Here is a 15,282-nt window from a genome sequence, read left to right as displayed (position 1 = left end):
TATCATATTTGCCCCATCGAAGTATCTAGAAGGCGGCAAGGTCACCGAATTCAACCGGGGCCCGTCTTCCTGCGCTGGAGCATCCGGTTGCAGGCCGTCATCAGCATCCCGCTCAACAGCCCGATCAGCAGGAACGGAAAGAAACCATGGGTCAGCATCGGCACCCAGAAGCCCAGCCCCGCGGACCAGCCCTGAGGATTGACCATCAACCCCTGTGCCCCGGACAGCAGCCAGACCACCAGACCACTGAGGCCGCCACCGATCACGTAGCGCCAAGGGGTGACCAGTACCCGCTCCACCAGCCACAGCATCGGCCAACAGACCAGCACACTCAGCCACGCGCCGATCAACCCGCCGAAGAAAAACATCGGCAGGCTTTCCACGCCCTTGGGATAGAGCGCCGTAGCGATGCTGCCCAGGGTCAATGCACCTGACAGTGGCACCGCCAGGAGCCGCCCCCAACCCTGCCGAGCTCGTCCATGAAGCGGCACCGGCAGCTTGTCGATACCACGGATCACCAGGCTGTACAGGCCACCCAGGGCCAGTCCGCCGGCCAGCGGCAGTAGCAACAACTGCATCCATGACGCGCGTACCAACAAGGTCGCGACCAGGCTCAGGATCAGGCCGATCCACAGATAGCGCATCTTGGCCTGCGGGCAGCGCCGATCACTCCAAAGCAGCAGAGGAATGCCCAGGACAATGGCAATCACGCTGCCAAACAAAAAACCGGAAAACAGCTGCGTGCCACTCCAGCCCTTAATCAGCCCCTTGATCACGGCGTAGACCAGACCGGCGCATACCGGCAGTGCAAACAATCGGAGTTCGGCGTTGGGCCGCATTGGGTTCCACCTGAGTTGGCAGCGGGTGCCGGGTTGAATAGCAGAGCGTTTTTACACAACTGCGGCGGACTAATCCACTGCTGGAAAAACTGTGCAACCTTAAGCCCGGCAATGGCTTATTGCTCAATATCGGGTTATACAACTGGGCGAAAATTCATCCAGACACTCACCGTAAAAGACCACCCACCGATGCTCTCAGCCCAACAAGCCTGTGCTCTGGTGCTCGCCATGCATGACGGCATTATCAACGATGGAAAACCTGAGCGTTTTGTCATTCAGTCCTGCGAGCTCTGCCCCCTGAGGGCTTACTGGGTGATCCGCTGCAACAGCGTGGATTATGTGCAGCACGGCGTGGAGTCGAGTTGCTATATCGGCATAAACGCCCATCTGGTCAACGTCCAGACTGGAGTGGTCGACACCATCGGTAGTGCCATCAGCGTGGATGACTACCTGCAAGACAAGTACGATCAGGACGCTGCGATGGGCAACTTTTATGTGCTGACTCCTGCATTCAATCGCCACGACAAAACCGCGATGGGCAATCTGCGGCAAAAACTGGCCTGCACCTATCCACAGGTCGTTGCACTGCTGTCAGAGCAGAACAAGCATTGGCTTACAGGCAGCCGCCGAGTCCTGCTGCTAGCTCAACAGCAGCTCTGCGGCCAAGGCGTGCCCAGCACGATCAGGTTGGTGCCTGAAACAGCCGGTGCAACTCCTCTGGACGGGCAACTCTGCCACGCTGACGCGGTCCTGCTAGCGCTCCGGCGCAGGTTGCAATGACCCAGCGTTGACCGACGCGATACGAAAGGAAACTTGACGTGCTGGCAAGACTGAACGGACAGGAACTGCATTTCTTTGGCACACCCAAAGCATTCAATGCCATGGCACGAGCCATTCGCAAAGGCCGGCACGGCGACTCTCAATCGATGCCGCTGGAGCAGGAGCAGGAGCAGGAGCAGGAGCAGGAGCAATCAAGTTTCAGCACCCTGTTCCTGAGTTGCTCCGGTCAATCGAGCAGGATCTGGATTGAGCACAGCAAGGTTCATATCCAGTATGCCGAGGCCAGTAAAAACCAACTCTACCCTTGCCTCTCCATGCCCGCTGAAACAGCGCCGGGTGCGCTTTTTTTCATCGACAAACTGCAACAGGATCACCCACCGCAGCTCACCGACGACTCGCTGAGCCTTGTGCTGCATGTCATCGCGAACGACGCCGATGCTTGAACTGCATCTGAAAGAGTAAACAGGCCCATGAAAATCTACCTCGACGACGAACGCCAAACCCCGCAAGGCTGGATTCGCACCTACTGGCCGGACGAAGTCATCGCGTTGCTCAAAGCCGGCGGCGTCGAAGAGATCAGCCTCGACCACGACCTCGGAGATGACCGGCGCGGCACCGGTTACGACGTGATCCTGTGGATCGAAGAGGCCGTGGCCCTGAATGGCTTTCGTCCACCGCGTATTCACATCCACTCGGCCAATGCCAGCGCCGTGGAAAAGATGCGCGCCGGCGTGCAAGCGATCGATCGACTGGCCCGCAACAACGGATGCCGCCCATCAACCGACAACACAGGCATCTGACCCCATGAGCGGCAACCTGTATGGCTACATCCACTGCTTTGACCCTTCGCCGGCTGCCGAAGCGCACAATCGCGCTGGGCTACACAGGACTTGCGGCGAGCGGCGCCAGACTGGGCCAGTCGGCCCTCAACAACCCGTGCTGCACCAGATCATGATGAGCCCCCAGCCAATACCCCGCCTGCCGTGAAAGCCCTTCGCGAACAAACCCCATCCGCTCCAGCAACCTGAGGCTCGCCAGGTTCTGCGGGTGCACCTGGGCCTCGATACGGTTCAGCGCCATGTGGGCAAAGCCCCAGTCGAGGATGGCCTCCAGCGCCTCGGTCATCAACCCCTGCCCTTGCGCTGCACGCGCCAGCTCGAAGCCGATGGCGCAGCTGCGCCACGGGCGGTTCCATTTGAACAGGCCACAGGTGCCCAACAGGCCGGGTTCGGCCTGGCGCTCGATGCCCCAGCGAACGCCCGGGTTGGGCAAGCTCCGCCAGCTGGCGAACTGGGCCAGCAGTTGTTCGGCCTGCTGGTCATCAGTCATTGGATCGGTGCCGAACCACTGCATCGCATCGGCGTCGCTGTGAATGGCGAACAACGCCGGCACATCGGCCGGGCACAGTTCCCTGAGGATCAGGCGCGGGGTGCGGATAACGGGAAAGTCGCTCATATCACTCCCCGCCCTAGCCTGCCAGCGGCTTGCCCATGAGCTGCGCATACTCGCTCTTGATCTGCTCAAAGCCGTACTTGTGCTCCAGGCGCTTCACGGTGAAGTGCCCCCGGGCCATGTCCTGGTAGAAATCGGTGAACAGCGCATTGATGGTGGCCCCGGTAACGGCGCCGATCACGGGCACCGCCTGGGCCGCGAACTTGCTGGAGATGGTCACGCCATAACGGCTGGCGACCTTCTCGATCAACAGCGCCAGCCACTTGCCCACCTGCCCCGGCGACAACCTGCCAGCCGCGCCCACCCCCTGCTTGGCGGCAATCGCCGCCAGTTCCTTGGACAGTTGCTGCATGGCCTGGGTGGTGAAGCTGCGGGTGAGGTAGTAGCCGGTCTCCGTGGCGTCATCGGCCTGGCTGTTGCCGCCCATGGCGAACACCTCGATACAGGCTTGCTTGGTGGCCAGGTCGTTAAGGTCGAAGCCTTCGCTGCGGGCCACATCGGCCACCGAGCGCATCATGATGGTGGTGGAGATGGGCAACTCGACAAACAGCGCGGCAAAACCAAAAGCCCCGCCCACCGCACCGGAGGTGGCGGCATAGACTTTGTGCAGCAGCGTCGAGGCCTGTTTTTTTGGCGTGTTTTCCAGGCTCCACAGCGCCGCATCGGCGGAGGTCTGCAGCGCGGCCACCACCGCATCGTTGATTTTTCCGGACACCCAGTTGGGCAAGGCCTTGACCGCGCTTTCAATGGGCGAGCCGAGCACGCCGGACAGGCGCGCCGTCAGCGAGGGTGACTCCAGCAAGCCCACGGCACGCTTGAGGTCCCCATAATCCTGCGGATTGTCTTTGATATTCACGCACTTCTCCTGCCGTTAAACCGCCCACGACGTGCAAGGTAATGGGTTTGCAACGCTCGGGAAAGTGAGGCCGGGGCCTGCCCGCGAAAGGACTGCAACGTCCTCTCGCGGGCAGGCCCCGGATCATTGCCGTCAATCCTGCAACCAGACCCGCACTTCCCGTACCGCGCCGTCAATGAACACCAGGTTGGCGACCTGCCCGGCGTCGATCAGGTCCTGTCGGGCGCATTGCAGGGATTCCAGCAGCGGCCCGCGCTCCACCAGCTCAACGCGCGCCACCGCGGCCTTCATCGACTGCCGGGCATCGGACTTGGCCTTGCGAATGGCGGCCAGCGTGGCACTGACCGCCTCCAGCAGCGGCTCGACAAAGTCTTCGGCCGCCTGCGCCTCGGGCCAGCTGGCCCGGTGCACCGAACCCGGCTGCCAGCAACGCCAGACCTCCTCGCAGACAAAGGGCAGAAACGGTGCGAACAAGCGTTGCAGCACACTCAAGGCCGCCGCCAGGGCATTACGCGCCGAATGCCCTTCGGGCCGATAGGCACGACGCTTGACCAGCTCGACATAGTCATCGCAGAACCACCAGAAGAAGTCCTCGATGCCCATCAGCGCACTGCTGTAGTCGTAGCCCTCCAGAGCCGCCTGGGCGTCCAGGGTCACCGCCCCCAGGCGCTGCAGCATGGCCTGATCCAATGGCTGATCGACACGACCCTCGGGGTCTCCCGGCACCGCGAAAACCAGCTTCGACAGATTGAACAGCTTGAGCGCCAGACGCCGGCCGATCTTCATTTGCTGCTCTTCAAAGGCGGTGTCGCTGCCCGGGCGCCCGAGGGCCGCCCAATAGCGCACGCCGTCGCTGCCGTATTGCTCCAGCAAGGCTTGCGGCGTGACCACATTGCCCCGGGACTTGGACATCTTCTTGCGGTCCGGATCAAGGATCCAGCCCGACAGCGCCACGTGCCGCCAGGGCACGACGGCCGCTTCGAAATGGCTGCGCACCAGGGTCGAGAACAGCCAGGTACGGATGATGTCGTGGCCCTGGGGTCGCAGATCCATGGGATAGACGCGCTGGAACAGATCCTCGTCCTCCTCCCAGCCGGCGGCGATCTGCGGGGTCAGGGAACTGGTGGCCCAGGTGTCCATGATGTCGCGCTCGCCGATAAAGCCATGGGGCTGGCCGCGTTGCTCGGGGCGGTAGCCCGCTGGCGTGTCCAGGGTCGGGTCCACCGGCAGTGAGGTTTCGTCCGCCAGGATCGGCCTGGCGTAGTCCGCTACGCCCTGGGCATCCAGCGGATACCAGAACGGAATCGGCACGCCGAAGACCCGCTGACGGCTGATCAGCCAGTCGCCATTGAGGCCGCCGACCCAGTGCTCGTAACGACTGCGCATGAACGGCGGATGCCACTCCAGGGACTGGCCGCGGCCGAGCAACTGCTGGCGCAGTTCAGCGCTGCGCCCACCGTTGCGCAAGTACCACTGGCGCGTGGCGACAATCTCCAGAGGCTGGTCGCCCTTCTCGAAGAACTTCACGGCGTGCCGGATCGGCCGCGGTTCGCCAAGCAAAGCGCCACATTCACGCAACATCGGCAGTATCAACTTGCGTGCCTGGGGCAAACTGCACACCGCCAGGGCCTCATAGGCCTGACGCGCGCCCGGCGTGGTCAGCCAATCGGGCGGCTGGGCCAGCAGCCGACCGTCCGGCTCGATGATCGAGCGGGTGGGCAACTGCAGCTCGCGCCACCAGAGCACATCGGTCAGATCGCCAAAGGTACAGACCATCGCCAGCCCGCTGCCCTTCTGCGGATCGGCCAGGGCGTGGGCCAGCAACGGCACCTCGACCTCGAACAGCGGCGAACGCAGGTGTTGGCCGAAGCGTTTCTGGTAACGCGGGTCATCCGGATGCGCCACCAGCGCCACGCAGGCCGCGAGCAATTCGGGGCGGGTGGTGGCAATGCATAAATCCTCACCTTCGATGCCCTGGAACCGCAGGTCGTGATACGCCCCCGCCACCTCCCGTTCCTCAAGTTCAGCCTGGGCCACGGCGGTCTGGAAGGTCAGGTCCCACAGGCAGGGAGCCTGCTGGCTGTAGAGCTCGCCGCGCTGGTAGTTGCGCAGCAAGGCGCGCTGGCTGACCCGCTGCGCACGCTCATCGATGGTGGCGTAGGTCAGGCCCCAGTCCACCGACAGGCCCAACTGCATGAACAAGCTGCGAAAGGCCTGCTCGTCGAGGGCGGTCAAGCGGTGGCACAGCTCGACAAAGTTGCGCCGGCTGATCGCCGCATAGTCGGCACGCCGCTCGGCGACCCGGGCCGGTGGCTGCAACTGCGGCTGGTAAGGCGCCTGGGGATCGCAGCGCACGCCGTAGTAGTTCTCGACCCGGCGCTCGGTGGGCAAACCGTTGTCGTCCCAGCCCATGGGGTAGAACACGGCCTTGCCGCGCATGCGTTGAAAGCGCGCGATGATGTCGGTGTGGGTGTAGCTGAACACATGGCCGACGTGCAATGAGCCCGAGGCCGTGGGTGGCGGTGTGTCGATGGAGTAGACCGCGTCCCGGGTGGCACTGCGATCGAAGGCGTAGGTGCCCTCTTCCAGCCAGCGCTGGGACCAGCGTGTTTCGAGGTGTTCAAGCGAGGGTGTGGCGATGGGGCAAAGCGTTGGGGTTACACGTTTAACGGTGACATAGCATCCTCCTGTTATCACCCGGTGGCGCCGCAAGAATCGGCGCCGAAGGGGAAATTTATAGAGGATCGCGCGGGATTAGTAAATTGCCCAAGCGCCCCTTTTTTGCATCTTCGTTCAATCGAACTGCAGGTCCGCAGCCCATGCCGGGTACTGGCTTTGCAAGCGCAGCAGGCATTGCTCCAGCAGTCGCGCATCGTCCGGCAAACGCTGAGAGAGGCTGTCCCAGCCCCTGATCCGCAACTGCAGCGGCATGTCCACCAGACCGGAAATGGCATCCCAGAAGGCATCCCAATTACAGCCATACCACTGGGGGAAACCCAAGGCATCGCGCAAGGCCAGGTGCAGTTCACGGGCCGTGCCCAGGTCACGCACATCAATTTCCAGCCACGGCAGGCGCGTCATGTTCTGTACCTCTGCTCCGGTTCATGGGCCGCCAGCATAACCGATGCCATCGCCTGCGGACGCTTACGCAAGCGGCTCGGGCACCGACGCTCGACACCGCCCCATGACTGAGGCGGCTGGGACACCGTTTCGGCGCGCGTCTTACAGGTATTTCTGGAAGAACGGCAGCAATTGCGCCATGGCCAGCGCCACCGGTTCGTCGCGGTCGTACAGGTCGTAGTGGGACCAGCCTTCGGCGACCACCAGATGCTTGTCTTTGGAGGCGGCACGGCCATGGATTTCCAGGCCATCGCGATAGGCGCCGAAGCCCCCGGGCTTGTCGCCGATCACCACCATCAGCGGCTGGGTCAGCAGCACTTCGGCATGCAGGAAGGCATCCCAGCCAAAGGCCGCGCTGTTGAAAGAAAACAGGCCACTGGTGGCGCCGTTGGGTTGCTGACCACGGGGCGACTTGTAGTACTCGGTGGCTTCCAGGACGTCAATATCGCTGATGCCGTTCTGCTGCGCCTCGGCTATCGATGCCGGCAGGTAGTTGATCACATGACGCGCCTCGCCCCGGGCCTCGGCGGTGCGTTGCTTGGCCATGGCGTGCAGGGCGCTGACGGGATCGAAGTTGCTGAAACCTTCGCGGATCAGGCGACCGAAGTTGACCCCGGTAATGGAGGCCAGGGCCTTGATCCGGTAGTCGGTCATCGCCGCATGGATGGTGTAGGCGCCGCCTCCGCAGACGCCGATGGCACCGATGCGTTCCGGGTCGACATACGGCAGGGTCAACAGGTAGTCGATGGCAAAGCGGATGTCCGATACACGAATCGCCGGGTCTTCGATATAGCGCGGCTGGCCACCGCTGGCGCCCTGGAAGCTGGCGTCGAAGGCAATGGCGATGAAACCGGCCCGGGCCAACCCGGCGGCATAGACATTACCGGAGGTCTGTTCCTTGCAACTGCCGATGGGGTGAGTACTGACGATGGCCGGGTAAGCCTTGCTCGGGTCGAAGTCCGCAGGCAGGTAGATGTCTGCGGCGGTGTCCCAGCCGAGATTGCGGTAGGTGACGTGCTGGATGGTAGTGCTCATGACCGTGCTCCTTGAGCCGCGCTGGACGGGCTTGTCTGGATCGATGTGGGCCCTGATGGGCTGCTGCGTCGCTGGGCCCCAGTATAGAAATGCCGCACCACAAGACTTTGCCTATTCCAACGACAAGCTTGCCTGTTTTGCCAAGGAGACGATTGCGTACGTCCCGGCCTCAACCGGTCTCGCGCATCCGCCGGATATCCCGCTGTGGCGGCGCGCCAAACACCCGACTGTATTCACGGCTGAACTGCGAAGCGCTTTCATAGCCCACCAACCCGGCGGCACGACCGACGTCGAGGTTCTGGCTGAGCATCAACTGCCGGGCTTCCTGCAGGCGCAACTGCTTGTGAAACTGCAACGGGCTGACGCCGATGATCGCGCGAAAATGCTGGCGGAAAGAGGACGGGCTCATATGCGCCCGCTGCGCCAGGTCGTCGATCCGCAATGGATGGGTGAAGTTCTGCTTGAGCCAGGCCACGGTCCTGAAGATCTGCTGGGTCGGCGAGCCCACCGCCAGCAGTTGCTGCAGCACCAGGCTGTAGGGCCCGGCCAACAGGCGCACGATAATCTCCTGCTGGATCAGCGGCGCCAGCTGCGCAATCAAGGCCGGCTCGTCCAACAGCCCCAGCAGACGCTCAAGCGCACTGAGCAGCCCCGGCTGCAGCTCATCCACCACCACTGTCCGATAACCGCTGGCCCGGGACGGGGGCGGCGGCTGCATTTGCGCAGCCGTTTGCAGGATCTGGTGCATATCCAGGGTCAGCATCATGCCCAGGAAGGGCTCGGCCACCGAACCCTCGGACACCCGCGCCACCACCGGCTGGTCGATGCTGGTCAACATGCCCTGCCCGGCCCGGTAATCGATCACCGAGTCATGCAGCAGCACCTGTTTGCCTCCTTGGGCGATCACCCCCAGGCCCAGGCTGTAGATGCAGGGAATGGGCGCCGTTGCCGTGGCGCGCCGGTGCAACGTGAGGTTGGGCACTAGAGTGGGAAAATCACCGGAGGCTTTGGTGTGCCGGGCGATCAAGCTGGCCAGAGTGGCGAGTGAGGGGGAGTCGGGGTGCTGGATCATGATGGCTGCGGTCGGGAGTGGTGCAAGAAGGGCCGGTCACTGTGCGCTGATTGTGGAGCCAGTTCGAGTTTTTCTTCAAGAATGGATTGGCATTGCATGAACGGCCCCCGAACCACCAACGGCAATCCCTTGCCTGCTTCGGCCAGCCCCTGCCACTGCCCTGCCCCGGCAACGCCACGGACACCGCACAGAACGGCACAGCACAAGACTGCCGGATCATGGCCCGACTTTTGCTCCGTCTGCCGCTACCGCCCAGGGAGTCGTCACATGACAGGAAGCATCTCAAGCACCACGTCACTCGTCGCTATGGGCCTCAAGGGAATCACCCGGGCTTTGGAGAGTGGCACGGTGAAGTCCATGAAGATTCAAGTCGAAAACGCAACGCCGCAAATCCAGGCGCAGATCGACGCCAACTTTCTGGAGTCGCAGGCTTCGAACGCAAAGCTGATAGCCCAATACAGAACCACCCCTACCTGGGCGACCTTCGACGACAAGAGCAACAGCGTCGAACTGCCCGATGTGGCATCGCTCGACAAGAGCGACGCCACCCACGTGCTCAAGGGCCTGCAATACCTGATGGAAATCGGCCGCCTGGACGGCAAGACCCTCATCGCCAGGAACGCCGGCCAGTCCACGGACAGCCCCTTGCTCTACCAGGATTGGCTGCAGGCCAGGATCGGCGTTGATGCCCATGCCTGAGTAGCGCGACCCGCTCTGCGGCCGGCCTCGCTGAAGCCTCGGCGCAACCTAGTGACTGATGTACTGCTGGGTCTTGCTGTCATAGACATAGGTGAGGTTGTCGGCCGCCACCAGCGGACGGACTTTTTCCGGCCCCTGGAAGGTGGTGCCGCTGACCTTGACCTGCACCTGCGGCAGCGACTCCTGGCCGGCGACGAAACTCAGCTCACCGTCACTGCCGATGCACGGCATCACCGCGCCGTCGTCGCAGGCCGCCGAATTGTCCTCGCCGGTGCGCACCTGGCCGACATGGGACCAGATCCAGCCGTCGTCTTCGGGTTTCTTGTTCGGGTTGAACACGAACAGCGTATAGCCCTTGGTGACGATGCCGTCCTCAAAGGTGGCCGTGGGCACCGCCAACAGCAGGCGCCCGTCGGCAGTGCGGTGTTCCAGGGCCTGGCGCTTGGTGTCCACTTCCTCGGGCTTTTCCCGGCCGCCAAAAAAGCCGATCTTGCGCTCGATACTGAGTATGGAATAGGCCGGCGTCTGGCCTGGATGGGTGAGTTCGAAGGTGGCATCGGCCAGCCGCACCTGGACGTCGGGCGCGGCAAAATCCTCGCCCTGGCGGGCGGCACTGTCCCGGGTATGCCAGACAAACGCCGCGTAGTAATGCTTGCCGTCGAAGTTCAGCTCCTTGCCGTACCAGAACGTGGCGGTGACACCGTCCTCCAGCTCCACCTCCTCATTCGCCGCGGGAACCTCGACGTTCTGCATCACCGCCAGCACCGCGCCTGGAGGAATCGGTGCCTCCTTGGCCTGGACCAGCGCTGGCGCCGCCAGGGTAAAGGTGGACAACAGCAGGCCTGCCAGGCCTTTGCCCAAGCAGCCTTGCATGAGCGAACCGGCCTTGATCGTGATTTTCATCGCTTGAACGTCCCTGTGAGCCTGTAGAGAACCGCGGACTGCGTCGGCGGCGTCGTGCATGACGCGACGATCATAAAGGCAGGCTTTCGACACCGACAAGATGCTGGCAAATGGCAAGTGCGGGCGCTCATTGCGGGTCTGGACTGCTCGGGGGCGGCAACAGCGGGCTTTGCTACTCCCATGGCTTGCATGAAACATATGGATTTCCGTATATTCGATTTCCCATATATTCAAGCCAGCACCATGATGACGCCTGCCGACGTATTCAAGAGTCTTGCCGACGAAACCCGCGCCCGCGCCACCCTGCTGATCGCGCACCAGGGCGAACTGTGCGTCTGTGAGCTGATGTGCGCCCTGAACGACAGCCAGCCGAAGATCAGCCGCCATCTGGGCCAACTGCGCAGCAGTGGCCTGTTGCTGGATCGCCGCCAGGGGCAGTGGGTCTACTACCGCCTGAATCCGGAGCTACCCGCCTGGGTGCACCAGATCCTGCAAGTGACCCTGCACGCCAACGCCCACTGGCTCCAGGACAACGCTGCGCGCCTGCAGAACATGGATGGACGCCCGGTCCGCGCTGCTGCCTGTTGCTGAATCCGCTACCCAAAGAGCCTTTGACGTCCGCCGCAGCGGAAGGAGCAACCCATGCGAGTCCTGTTCATGTGCACGGCCAATAGCTGCCGCAGCATCCTCTGTGAAGCCCTGTTCAACCACCTGGCGTCCGAGGGATTTGCGGCCCTGAGTTCCGGCAGTTTTCCCAAGGGTCAGGTGCTGCCCCGCAGCCTGGCCACCCTGGAGCAGGCCGGCATCGCCACCGCCGGCCTGTACAGCAAGGGCAACGACGCCTTCGCCGACAACCCGCCCGACATCGTGATTACCGTCTGCGACAAGGCGGCGGGCGAGGCCTGCCCGGTGTACTTCGGCCCCGCACTCAAGGCCCATTGGAACCTGGAAGATCCCTCCGACGTCCGGGGTGACGAAGCCTGCGTCGACGCCGCCTTCCGCGCCACCCTGGCGCACATCGAGCTGCGTTGCCGGGCCTTCCTGGGCCTGCCTTTCAACCACCTCAGCCGTGAGCAACTGCAGCACGAGTTGAACCGTATCGGCACACTCTGAGCCGGAGGACACATGTCAGAACACCTGTCAGAACACCTGCCCAACCTCGACCTCTCCCTGCTCGATGGCAAGCACGCCAGGCCCGAGCACAAACCGCGCATCCTGCTACTGTACGGCTCGACCCGGGAGCGCTCGTTCAGCCGCCTGCTGGTCGAAGAAGCCGCGCGCCTGCTGCAGCACTTGGGTGCCGAAACCCGGATCTTCGATCCGTCCGGATTGCCCCTGCCCGACGACGCTCCCGTGGACCACCCCAAGGTTCAGCAACTGCGGGATCTGGTGCAATGGTCCGAAGGCCAGGTCTGGTGCTCGCCGGAGCGCCACGGCGCAATGTCGGCGGTGTTCAAGGCACAGATCGACTGGATTCCCCTGGAGCTCGGTGCCGTGCGCCCGACCCAGGGCAAGACCCTGGCGGTGATGCAAGTGTGCGGCGGCTCGCAGTCCTTCAACGTGGTCAATCAGCTGCGGGTGCTGGGCCGCTGGATGCGCATGTTCACCATCCCCAATCAATCCTCGGTGCCGAAGGCCTACCTGGAATTCGACGAATCGGGGCGGATGAAACCCTCGGCCTACTACGACCGGGTCGTCGACGTGATGGAGGAGCTGGTGAAGTTCACCCTTGTGCTACGAGACCAGCAAGCGTTCCTGGTGGATCGCTACTCGGAGCGCAAGGAAAGCGCCGAGCAACTCATGGCCCGGGTCAACCAGCGTTCGATCTGAGAGCACGATCCCCCTGCCCTCTCGCTGAGTCCCGGACATTGCGGCCCACTTGAAGCGCCGGCTCAAGCCAGCAATTCGCTGATCCATTGCGTCTGGCGGACGACCTCTTGCACCTTGTCCTCGGGCACGGCCTGGGCTTGAGTGAAATTGGCCAGGGTGCGCTGCTTCAGCCGCAGCAGGCGCTGCCACTTGGCCAGGAACGCCGGGCTGCGGGCCTGCATCTGCAGCGGGCCGAAGTACAGCTCCCGGGCGCTGTACTGCACCGGCCCGAGGCGCTCGGCGACGATGATTTCGTAGTCGAAGCGGTTCTCTCGCAGCACTTCCTCGGCGAGGATCTGGTAGTCATGTTCCATCAACCATTGGCGCAACGGCTGCTCGCCGCCGTTGGGTTGCAGGATCAGACGCTCCTCACCGCTCAAGCGCGCCTGGCCGCTGTCGAGGATGTCACGGATAGTCTCGCCGCCCATGCCACAGAGGCTGATCGCGGTGATCCCGTCTGCCGGTTCGATCGCGGCCAGACCGTTGGCCAGGCGCACATCGATTTGCTGCTCCATGCCGCTCTCGCGCACCGCGCGCTGGGCCGAGCGAAACGGCGTCAACGCCACCTCCCCTGCCACCGCTGCAACGATGGCGCCGCGGCTGATCAAGGCCAACGGCAAGTAGCCGTGATCCGAGCCGATATCGGCCAGCCGCGCGCCGGCCGGCACATGCGCCGCCACACGCGCCAGGCGCATGGACAATGTCTGTTGCTTCAACTGCTGCCCCTTTTCACCACGAACATCCGCCAGCCAGGGCCGGATCGGGGGGCGATTCTGGCGGGCAACGCCGGGCTTTTCAAATTTATGCGACCGGGACCTGGGATGCGCTGCAGAAAAGGCCCGCTCCGCACGGGGTCGAAAGCACCGTCCTGCATGGCGGGTTTCTGAGCGGAAGCCGACCTTCGTTGCTGGCAGCGTGCACCCTGGTCAGTGATAGACTCCGCGCCCATTTGGGGGCTTAAAAAATGCTCTGTCCAGAATGTGAACAAGGCGAAGTGACCAAGGTTCAAGTGCGGGCAACGCAGGAGATTCTGTACGTTTGCCAAGAGTGCGAGTCGCTGTGGCTCACTGCCGAGGTCATGGGTACCGAGCCTTTCAACAGCTTCACTTCCTACATGGAGGAACTGGGTTTACCGCCGCTTTGGAGCTCGCTGTATGTCCTTGAGCCAGTTAGCGAGTTGTTGAGTCTTCACCCACCTTCAGGAAAACCATGGACATTCGATTGACGCAAACCAGGGACTGGATGCTGTTGAAGCGCGTTCGTCTCGCGGCACTTCAGGACACCCCTACTGCCTTTGGCGTGAGTTACCAGACTGCCGCCCACTACAGTGACCAGCAGTGGCAGGACCGCGCCTCGTCAACCGGTAGCCAATTCTGGCTGGCCTTCAAGGACCAGCAGCCGGTGGGAATGATTGGTGCCGCAGTCAGTGGCGCGAACCGCTACAACTTGATCGGCATGTGGGTAGCCCCCGACGCACGGGGCAGCGGCGTGGCCGCAGGGTTGGTGGACGCGGTGAAATCCAGTGGGCGAGACCAGGGCCATGAGTGCGTGTATCTGGATGTCGCCCCCGAGAACGCAAGAGCCGCACACTTCTATCTGAAGCAGGGATTCGTCTTCATCAATGAATGGGAACCCCTGGAAAGCCCCCCATATCAAGGTGCAGACCATGCTCTGCCCTCTGTAGAACTGACCCGGCCGCGCCTCTGCTGGCCAGAGGCGTGCTCAGCCCGAGAAAAGATAGCGTCGCGCAAGTCGGCCAGATAAAGGTCCGTCGGGCTTCAAGCGGATGGATCAGCTCTCAGTGACAACCACAGCGTCGTCATTGGCCTCGGTGGCCAGCTTCGCCCGATCAGCCTTGCTGATGTACTTGGACTTTTTTTGCGGAGCCAGTTTGGCGCTGGCCTTCTTGGCGTGAGCCTTCAATAGCTGCTGGATTTTCTTGCGACGATTCATGTGGGGCTACCCGGCTTTTTAAGTGCAGGAATGATATCAGCCGCCACTCGACGGGGCTGGTAACTCTTTGCCGATCCAGCGAATGATCCTCAGCGCCCTTCCTCGGCGATGCCTGTTGCTTCAACCACCGCCCCTTCGGTGGGAAGCGGTAGCTGAACGTCGCACCTAACTCCCGATGGCCATCACGAGCACACCCAGCAGTAGGCAGGCGCTGGCCACGATGGTCAGTCGCAAACGCATCGGCAGGTACCAGGCCGGTAGGTGCATGACCTGCGAGAGCTGCCGGTCATGCCACCAGTGCGCGAAGAATCCGCCAATCAATAACAGCCCGCCCCATGACAGCGGCAGCAAGGTGGCGACCCAGCCCATCAGCGCAGGGACGATGCTCCAAACAAAGCGTGTGTGACGCTGCTGCGCGTTCATGCCGGGAGCGATCATGGCAAAGCCCCAATGCAGGGCTCCGACAAAACTCAGGATCACCGCCCCGTAACTGACCAATGCCTGGCACCACAACAGCCGCTGTCCGTGCGCAACCACGGCCAGCAACGCCAGCCCGAGAAACGGCAGCAAGCCGCCATAACCCAGCAGGGCAACAGGCTTGGGTGGCGATACAGAAGACAAAAGGTTCATCTGGATTCCTCTCAATTAGGGCACTGAAAACTGTAGCCGCAAAAGCGCCCTCTGAATGGCCGTCGCGTTGACTC

At 62.7% G+C, this 15,282-nt stretch carries 18 protein-coding genes and 1 pseudogene; 8 read left to right on the top strand and 11 right to left on the bottom strand.

Annotation, left to right across the window (positions count from 1 at the left end):
* Nucleotides 1–50: 50 nt before the first annotated feature.
* Nucleotides 51–839: a hypothetical protein gene (locus LOY69_RS12170; protein WP_265074630.1), complete on the bottom strand. Its 789-nt coding sequence runs from the start codon at nucleotides 837–839 to the stop codon at nucleotides 51–53.
* Between the two features lie 228 nt (nucleotides 840–1,067).
* Here LOY69_RS12170 and LOY69_RS12165 point away from each other — a divergent pair, with 228 nt between their 5' ends.
* Genes LOY69_RS12165 through LOY69_RS12155 form a run of 3 tightly spaced genes read left to right on the top strand, consistent with a single transcriptional unit; the run spans nucleotide 1,068 to nucleotide 2,419 of the window.
* Nucleotides 1,068–1,619, top strand: a complete 552-nt coding sequence (locus LOY69_RS12165; RefSeq protein WP_260627304.1) for a hypothetical protein — start codon at nucleotides 1,068–1,070, stop codon at nucleotides 1,617–1,619.
* Between the two features lie 38 nt (nucleotides 1,620–1,657).
* Nucleotides 1,658–2,062, top strand: a complete 405-nt coding sequence (locus LOY69_RS12160; protein ID WP_265074629.1) for a hypothetical protein — start codon at nucleotides 1,658–1,660, stop codon at nucleotides 2,060–2,062.
* A 27-nt stretch (nucleotides 2,063–2,089) separates the two neighbouring features.
* Nucleotides 2,090–2,419 carry a cyclic-phosphate processing receiver domain-containing protein gene (locus tag LOY69_RS12155; protein ID WP_265074628.1) on the top strand — a complete coding sequence of 110 codons (330 nt, stop codon included), beginning with the start codon at nucleotides 2,090–2,092 and terminating at the stop codon, nucleotides 2,417–2,419.
* Between the two features lie 79 nt (nucleotides 2,420–2,498).
* Here the strand turns inward: LOY69_RS12155 and LOY69_RS12150 are convergent, their stop codons facing one another.
* The 6 genes from LOY69_RS12150 to LOY69_RS12125 form a co-directional block, all read right to left on the bottom strand.
* Nucleotides 2,499–3,074 (bottom strand): GNAT family N-acetyltransferase, encoded by a 576-nt coding sequence (locus tag LOY69_RS12150; RefSeq protein WP_265074627.1) that lies wholly within the window; start codon nucleotides 3,072–3,074, stop codon nucleotides 2,499–2,501.
* A 13-nt stretch (nucleotides 3,075–3,087) separates the two neighbouring features.
* Nucleotides 3,088–3,927, bottom strand: a complete 840-nt coding sequence (locus LOY69_RS12145; RefSeq protein WP_213666113.1) for an EcsC family protein — start codon at nucleotides 3,925–3,927, stop codon at nucleotides 3,088–3,090.
* Between the two features lie 132 nt (nucleotides 3,928–4,059).
* Nucleotides 4,060–6,624 (bottom strand): valine--tRNA ligase, encoded by a 2,565-nt coding sequence (valS, locus tag LOY69_RS12140; protein ID WP_265074626.1) that lies wholly within the window; start codon nucleotides 6,622–6,624, stop codon nucleotides 4,060–4,062.
* A gap of 96 nt (nucleotides 6,625–6,720) precedes the next feature.
* The gene (locus LOY69_RS12135; RefSeq protein ID WP_265074625.1) at nucleotides 6,721–7,008 is read right to left on the bottom strand and encodes a barstar family protein; all 288 of its coding nucleotides are present in this window, start codon (nucleotides 7,006–7,008) and stop codon (nucleotides 6,721–6,723) included.
* A gap of 141 nt (nucleotides 7,009–7,149) precedes the next feature.
* Entirely contained in the window at nucleotides 7,150–8,082 is a 933-nt protein-coding gene (locus LOY69_RS12130; RefSeq protein ID WP_265074624.1) for an alpha/beta hydrolase, read from the bottom strand.
* 169 nt (nucleotides 8,083–8,251) lie between these two features.
* Nucleotides 8,252–9,154: an AraC family transcriptional regulator gene (locus LOY69_RS12125; RefSeq protein ID WP_265074623.1), complete on the bottom strand. Its 903-nt coding sequence runs from the start codon at nucleotides 9,152–9,154 to the stop codon at nucleotides 8,252–8,254.
* A 357-nt stretch (nucleotides 9,155–9,511) separates the two neighbouring features.
* On the opposite strand from LOY69_RS12125, the gene LOY69_RS12120 reads away from it, so the two are divergent.
* Nucleotides 9,512–9,853 (top strand): hypothetical protein, encoded by a 342-nt coding sequence (locus tag LOY69_RS12120; RefSeq protein WP_249735863.1) that lies wholly within the window; start codon nucleotides 9,512–9,514, stop codon nucleotides 9,851–9,853.
* 48 nt (nucleotides 9,854–9,901) lie between these two features.
* Here LOY69_RS12120 and LOY69_RS12115 read toward each other — a convergent pair whose 3' ends face one another.
* Entirely contained in the window at nucleotides 9,902–10,756 is an 855-nt protein-coding gene (locus LOY69_RS12115) for a hypothetical protein (protein ID WP_265074622.1), read from the bottom strand.
* A 243-nt stretch (nucleotides 10,757–10,999) separates the two neighbouring features.
* Here LOY69_RS12115 and LOY69_RS12110 point away from each other — a divergent pair, with 243 nt between their 5' ends.
* From LOY69_RS12110 to arsH, 3 genes are read left to right on the top strand one after another with little or no spacing between them, the layout of a single operon-like run.
* Nucleotides 11,000–11,347 carry a metalloregulator ArsR/SmtB family transcription factor gene (locus LOY69_RS12110; protein WP_102880097.1) on the top strand — a complete coding sequence of 116 codons (348 nt, stop codon included), beginning with the start codon at nucleotides 11,000–11,002 and terminating at the stop codon, nucleotides 11,345–11,347.
* A 51-nt stretch (nucleotides 11,348–11,398) separates the two neighbouring features.
* Complete coding sequence (locus tag LOY69_RS12105; RefSeq protein WP_110652986.1) at nucleotides 11,399–11,869, top strand: arsenate reductase ArsC; 471 nt, start codon at nucleotides 11,399–11,401, stop codon at nucleotides 11,867–11,869.
* A gap of 24 nt (nucleotides 11,870–11,893) precedes the next feature.
* A complete protein-coding gene (arsH, locus tag LOY69_RS12100; protein WP_102864577.1) occupies nucleotides 11,894–12,586 on the top strand; it encodes an arsenical resistance protein ArsH in 693 nt (230 codons plus the stop codon).
* A gap of 62 nt (nucleotides 12,587–12,648) precedes the next feature.
* Here the strand turns inward: arsH and LOY69_RS12095 are convergent, their stop codons facing one another.
* Complete coding sequence (locus tag LOY69_RS12095; RefSeq protein WP_283777127.1) at nucleotides 12,649–13,341, bottom strand: tRNA (adenine(22)-N(1))-methyltransferase; 693 nt, start codon at nucleotides 13,339–13,341, stop codon at nucleotides 12,649–12,651.
* A 493-nt stretch (nucleotides 13,342–13,834) separates the two neighbouring features.
* Between LOY69_RS12095 and LOY69_RS12090 the strand changes: the two are divergent.
* Nucleotides 13,835–14,309 (top strand): annotated as a pseudogene (locus LOY69_RS12090) (GNAT family N-acetyltransferase).
* A gap of 107 nt (nucleotides 14,310–14,416) precedes the next feature.
* On the opposite strand, the gene LOY69_RS12085 reads toward LOY69_RS12090, so the two are convergent.
* A complete protein-coding gene (locus tag LOY69_RS12085) occupies nucleotides 14,417–14,578 on the bottom strand; it encodes a DUF2986 domain-containing protein (protein WP_102864230.1) in 162 nt (53 codons plus the stop codon).
* A 165-nt stretch (nucleotides 14,579–14,743) separates the two neighbouring features.
* A complete protein-coding gene (locus LOY69_RS12080; protein WP_047303602.1) occupies nucleotides 14,744–15,208 on the bottom strand; it encodes a DUF3429 domain-containing protein in 465 nt (154 codons plus the stop codon).
* Nucleotides 15,209–15,282 lie beyond the last annotated feature (74 nt).

Source organism: Pseudomonas sp. B21-059 (assembly GCF_026016285.1).
Taxonomy (GTDB): domain Bacteria; phylum Pseudomonadota; class Gammaproteobacteria; order Pseudomonadales; family Pseudomonadaceae; genus Aquipseudomonas; species Aquipseudomonas danubii.
The sequence above is the reverse complement of the archived record's forward strand: the minus strand, read 5'-3'. Positions and strand labels throughout refer to the sequence as shown.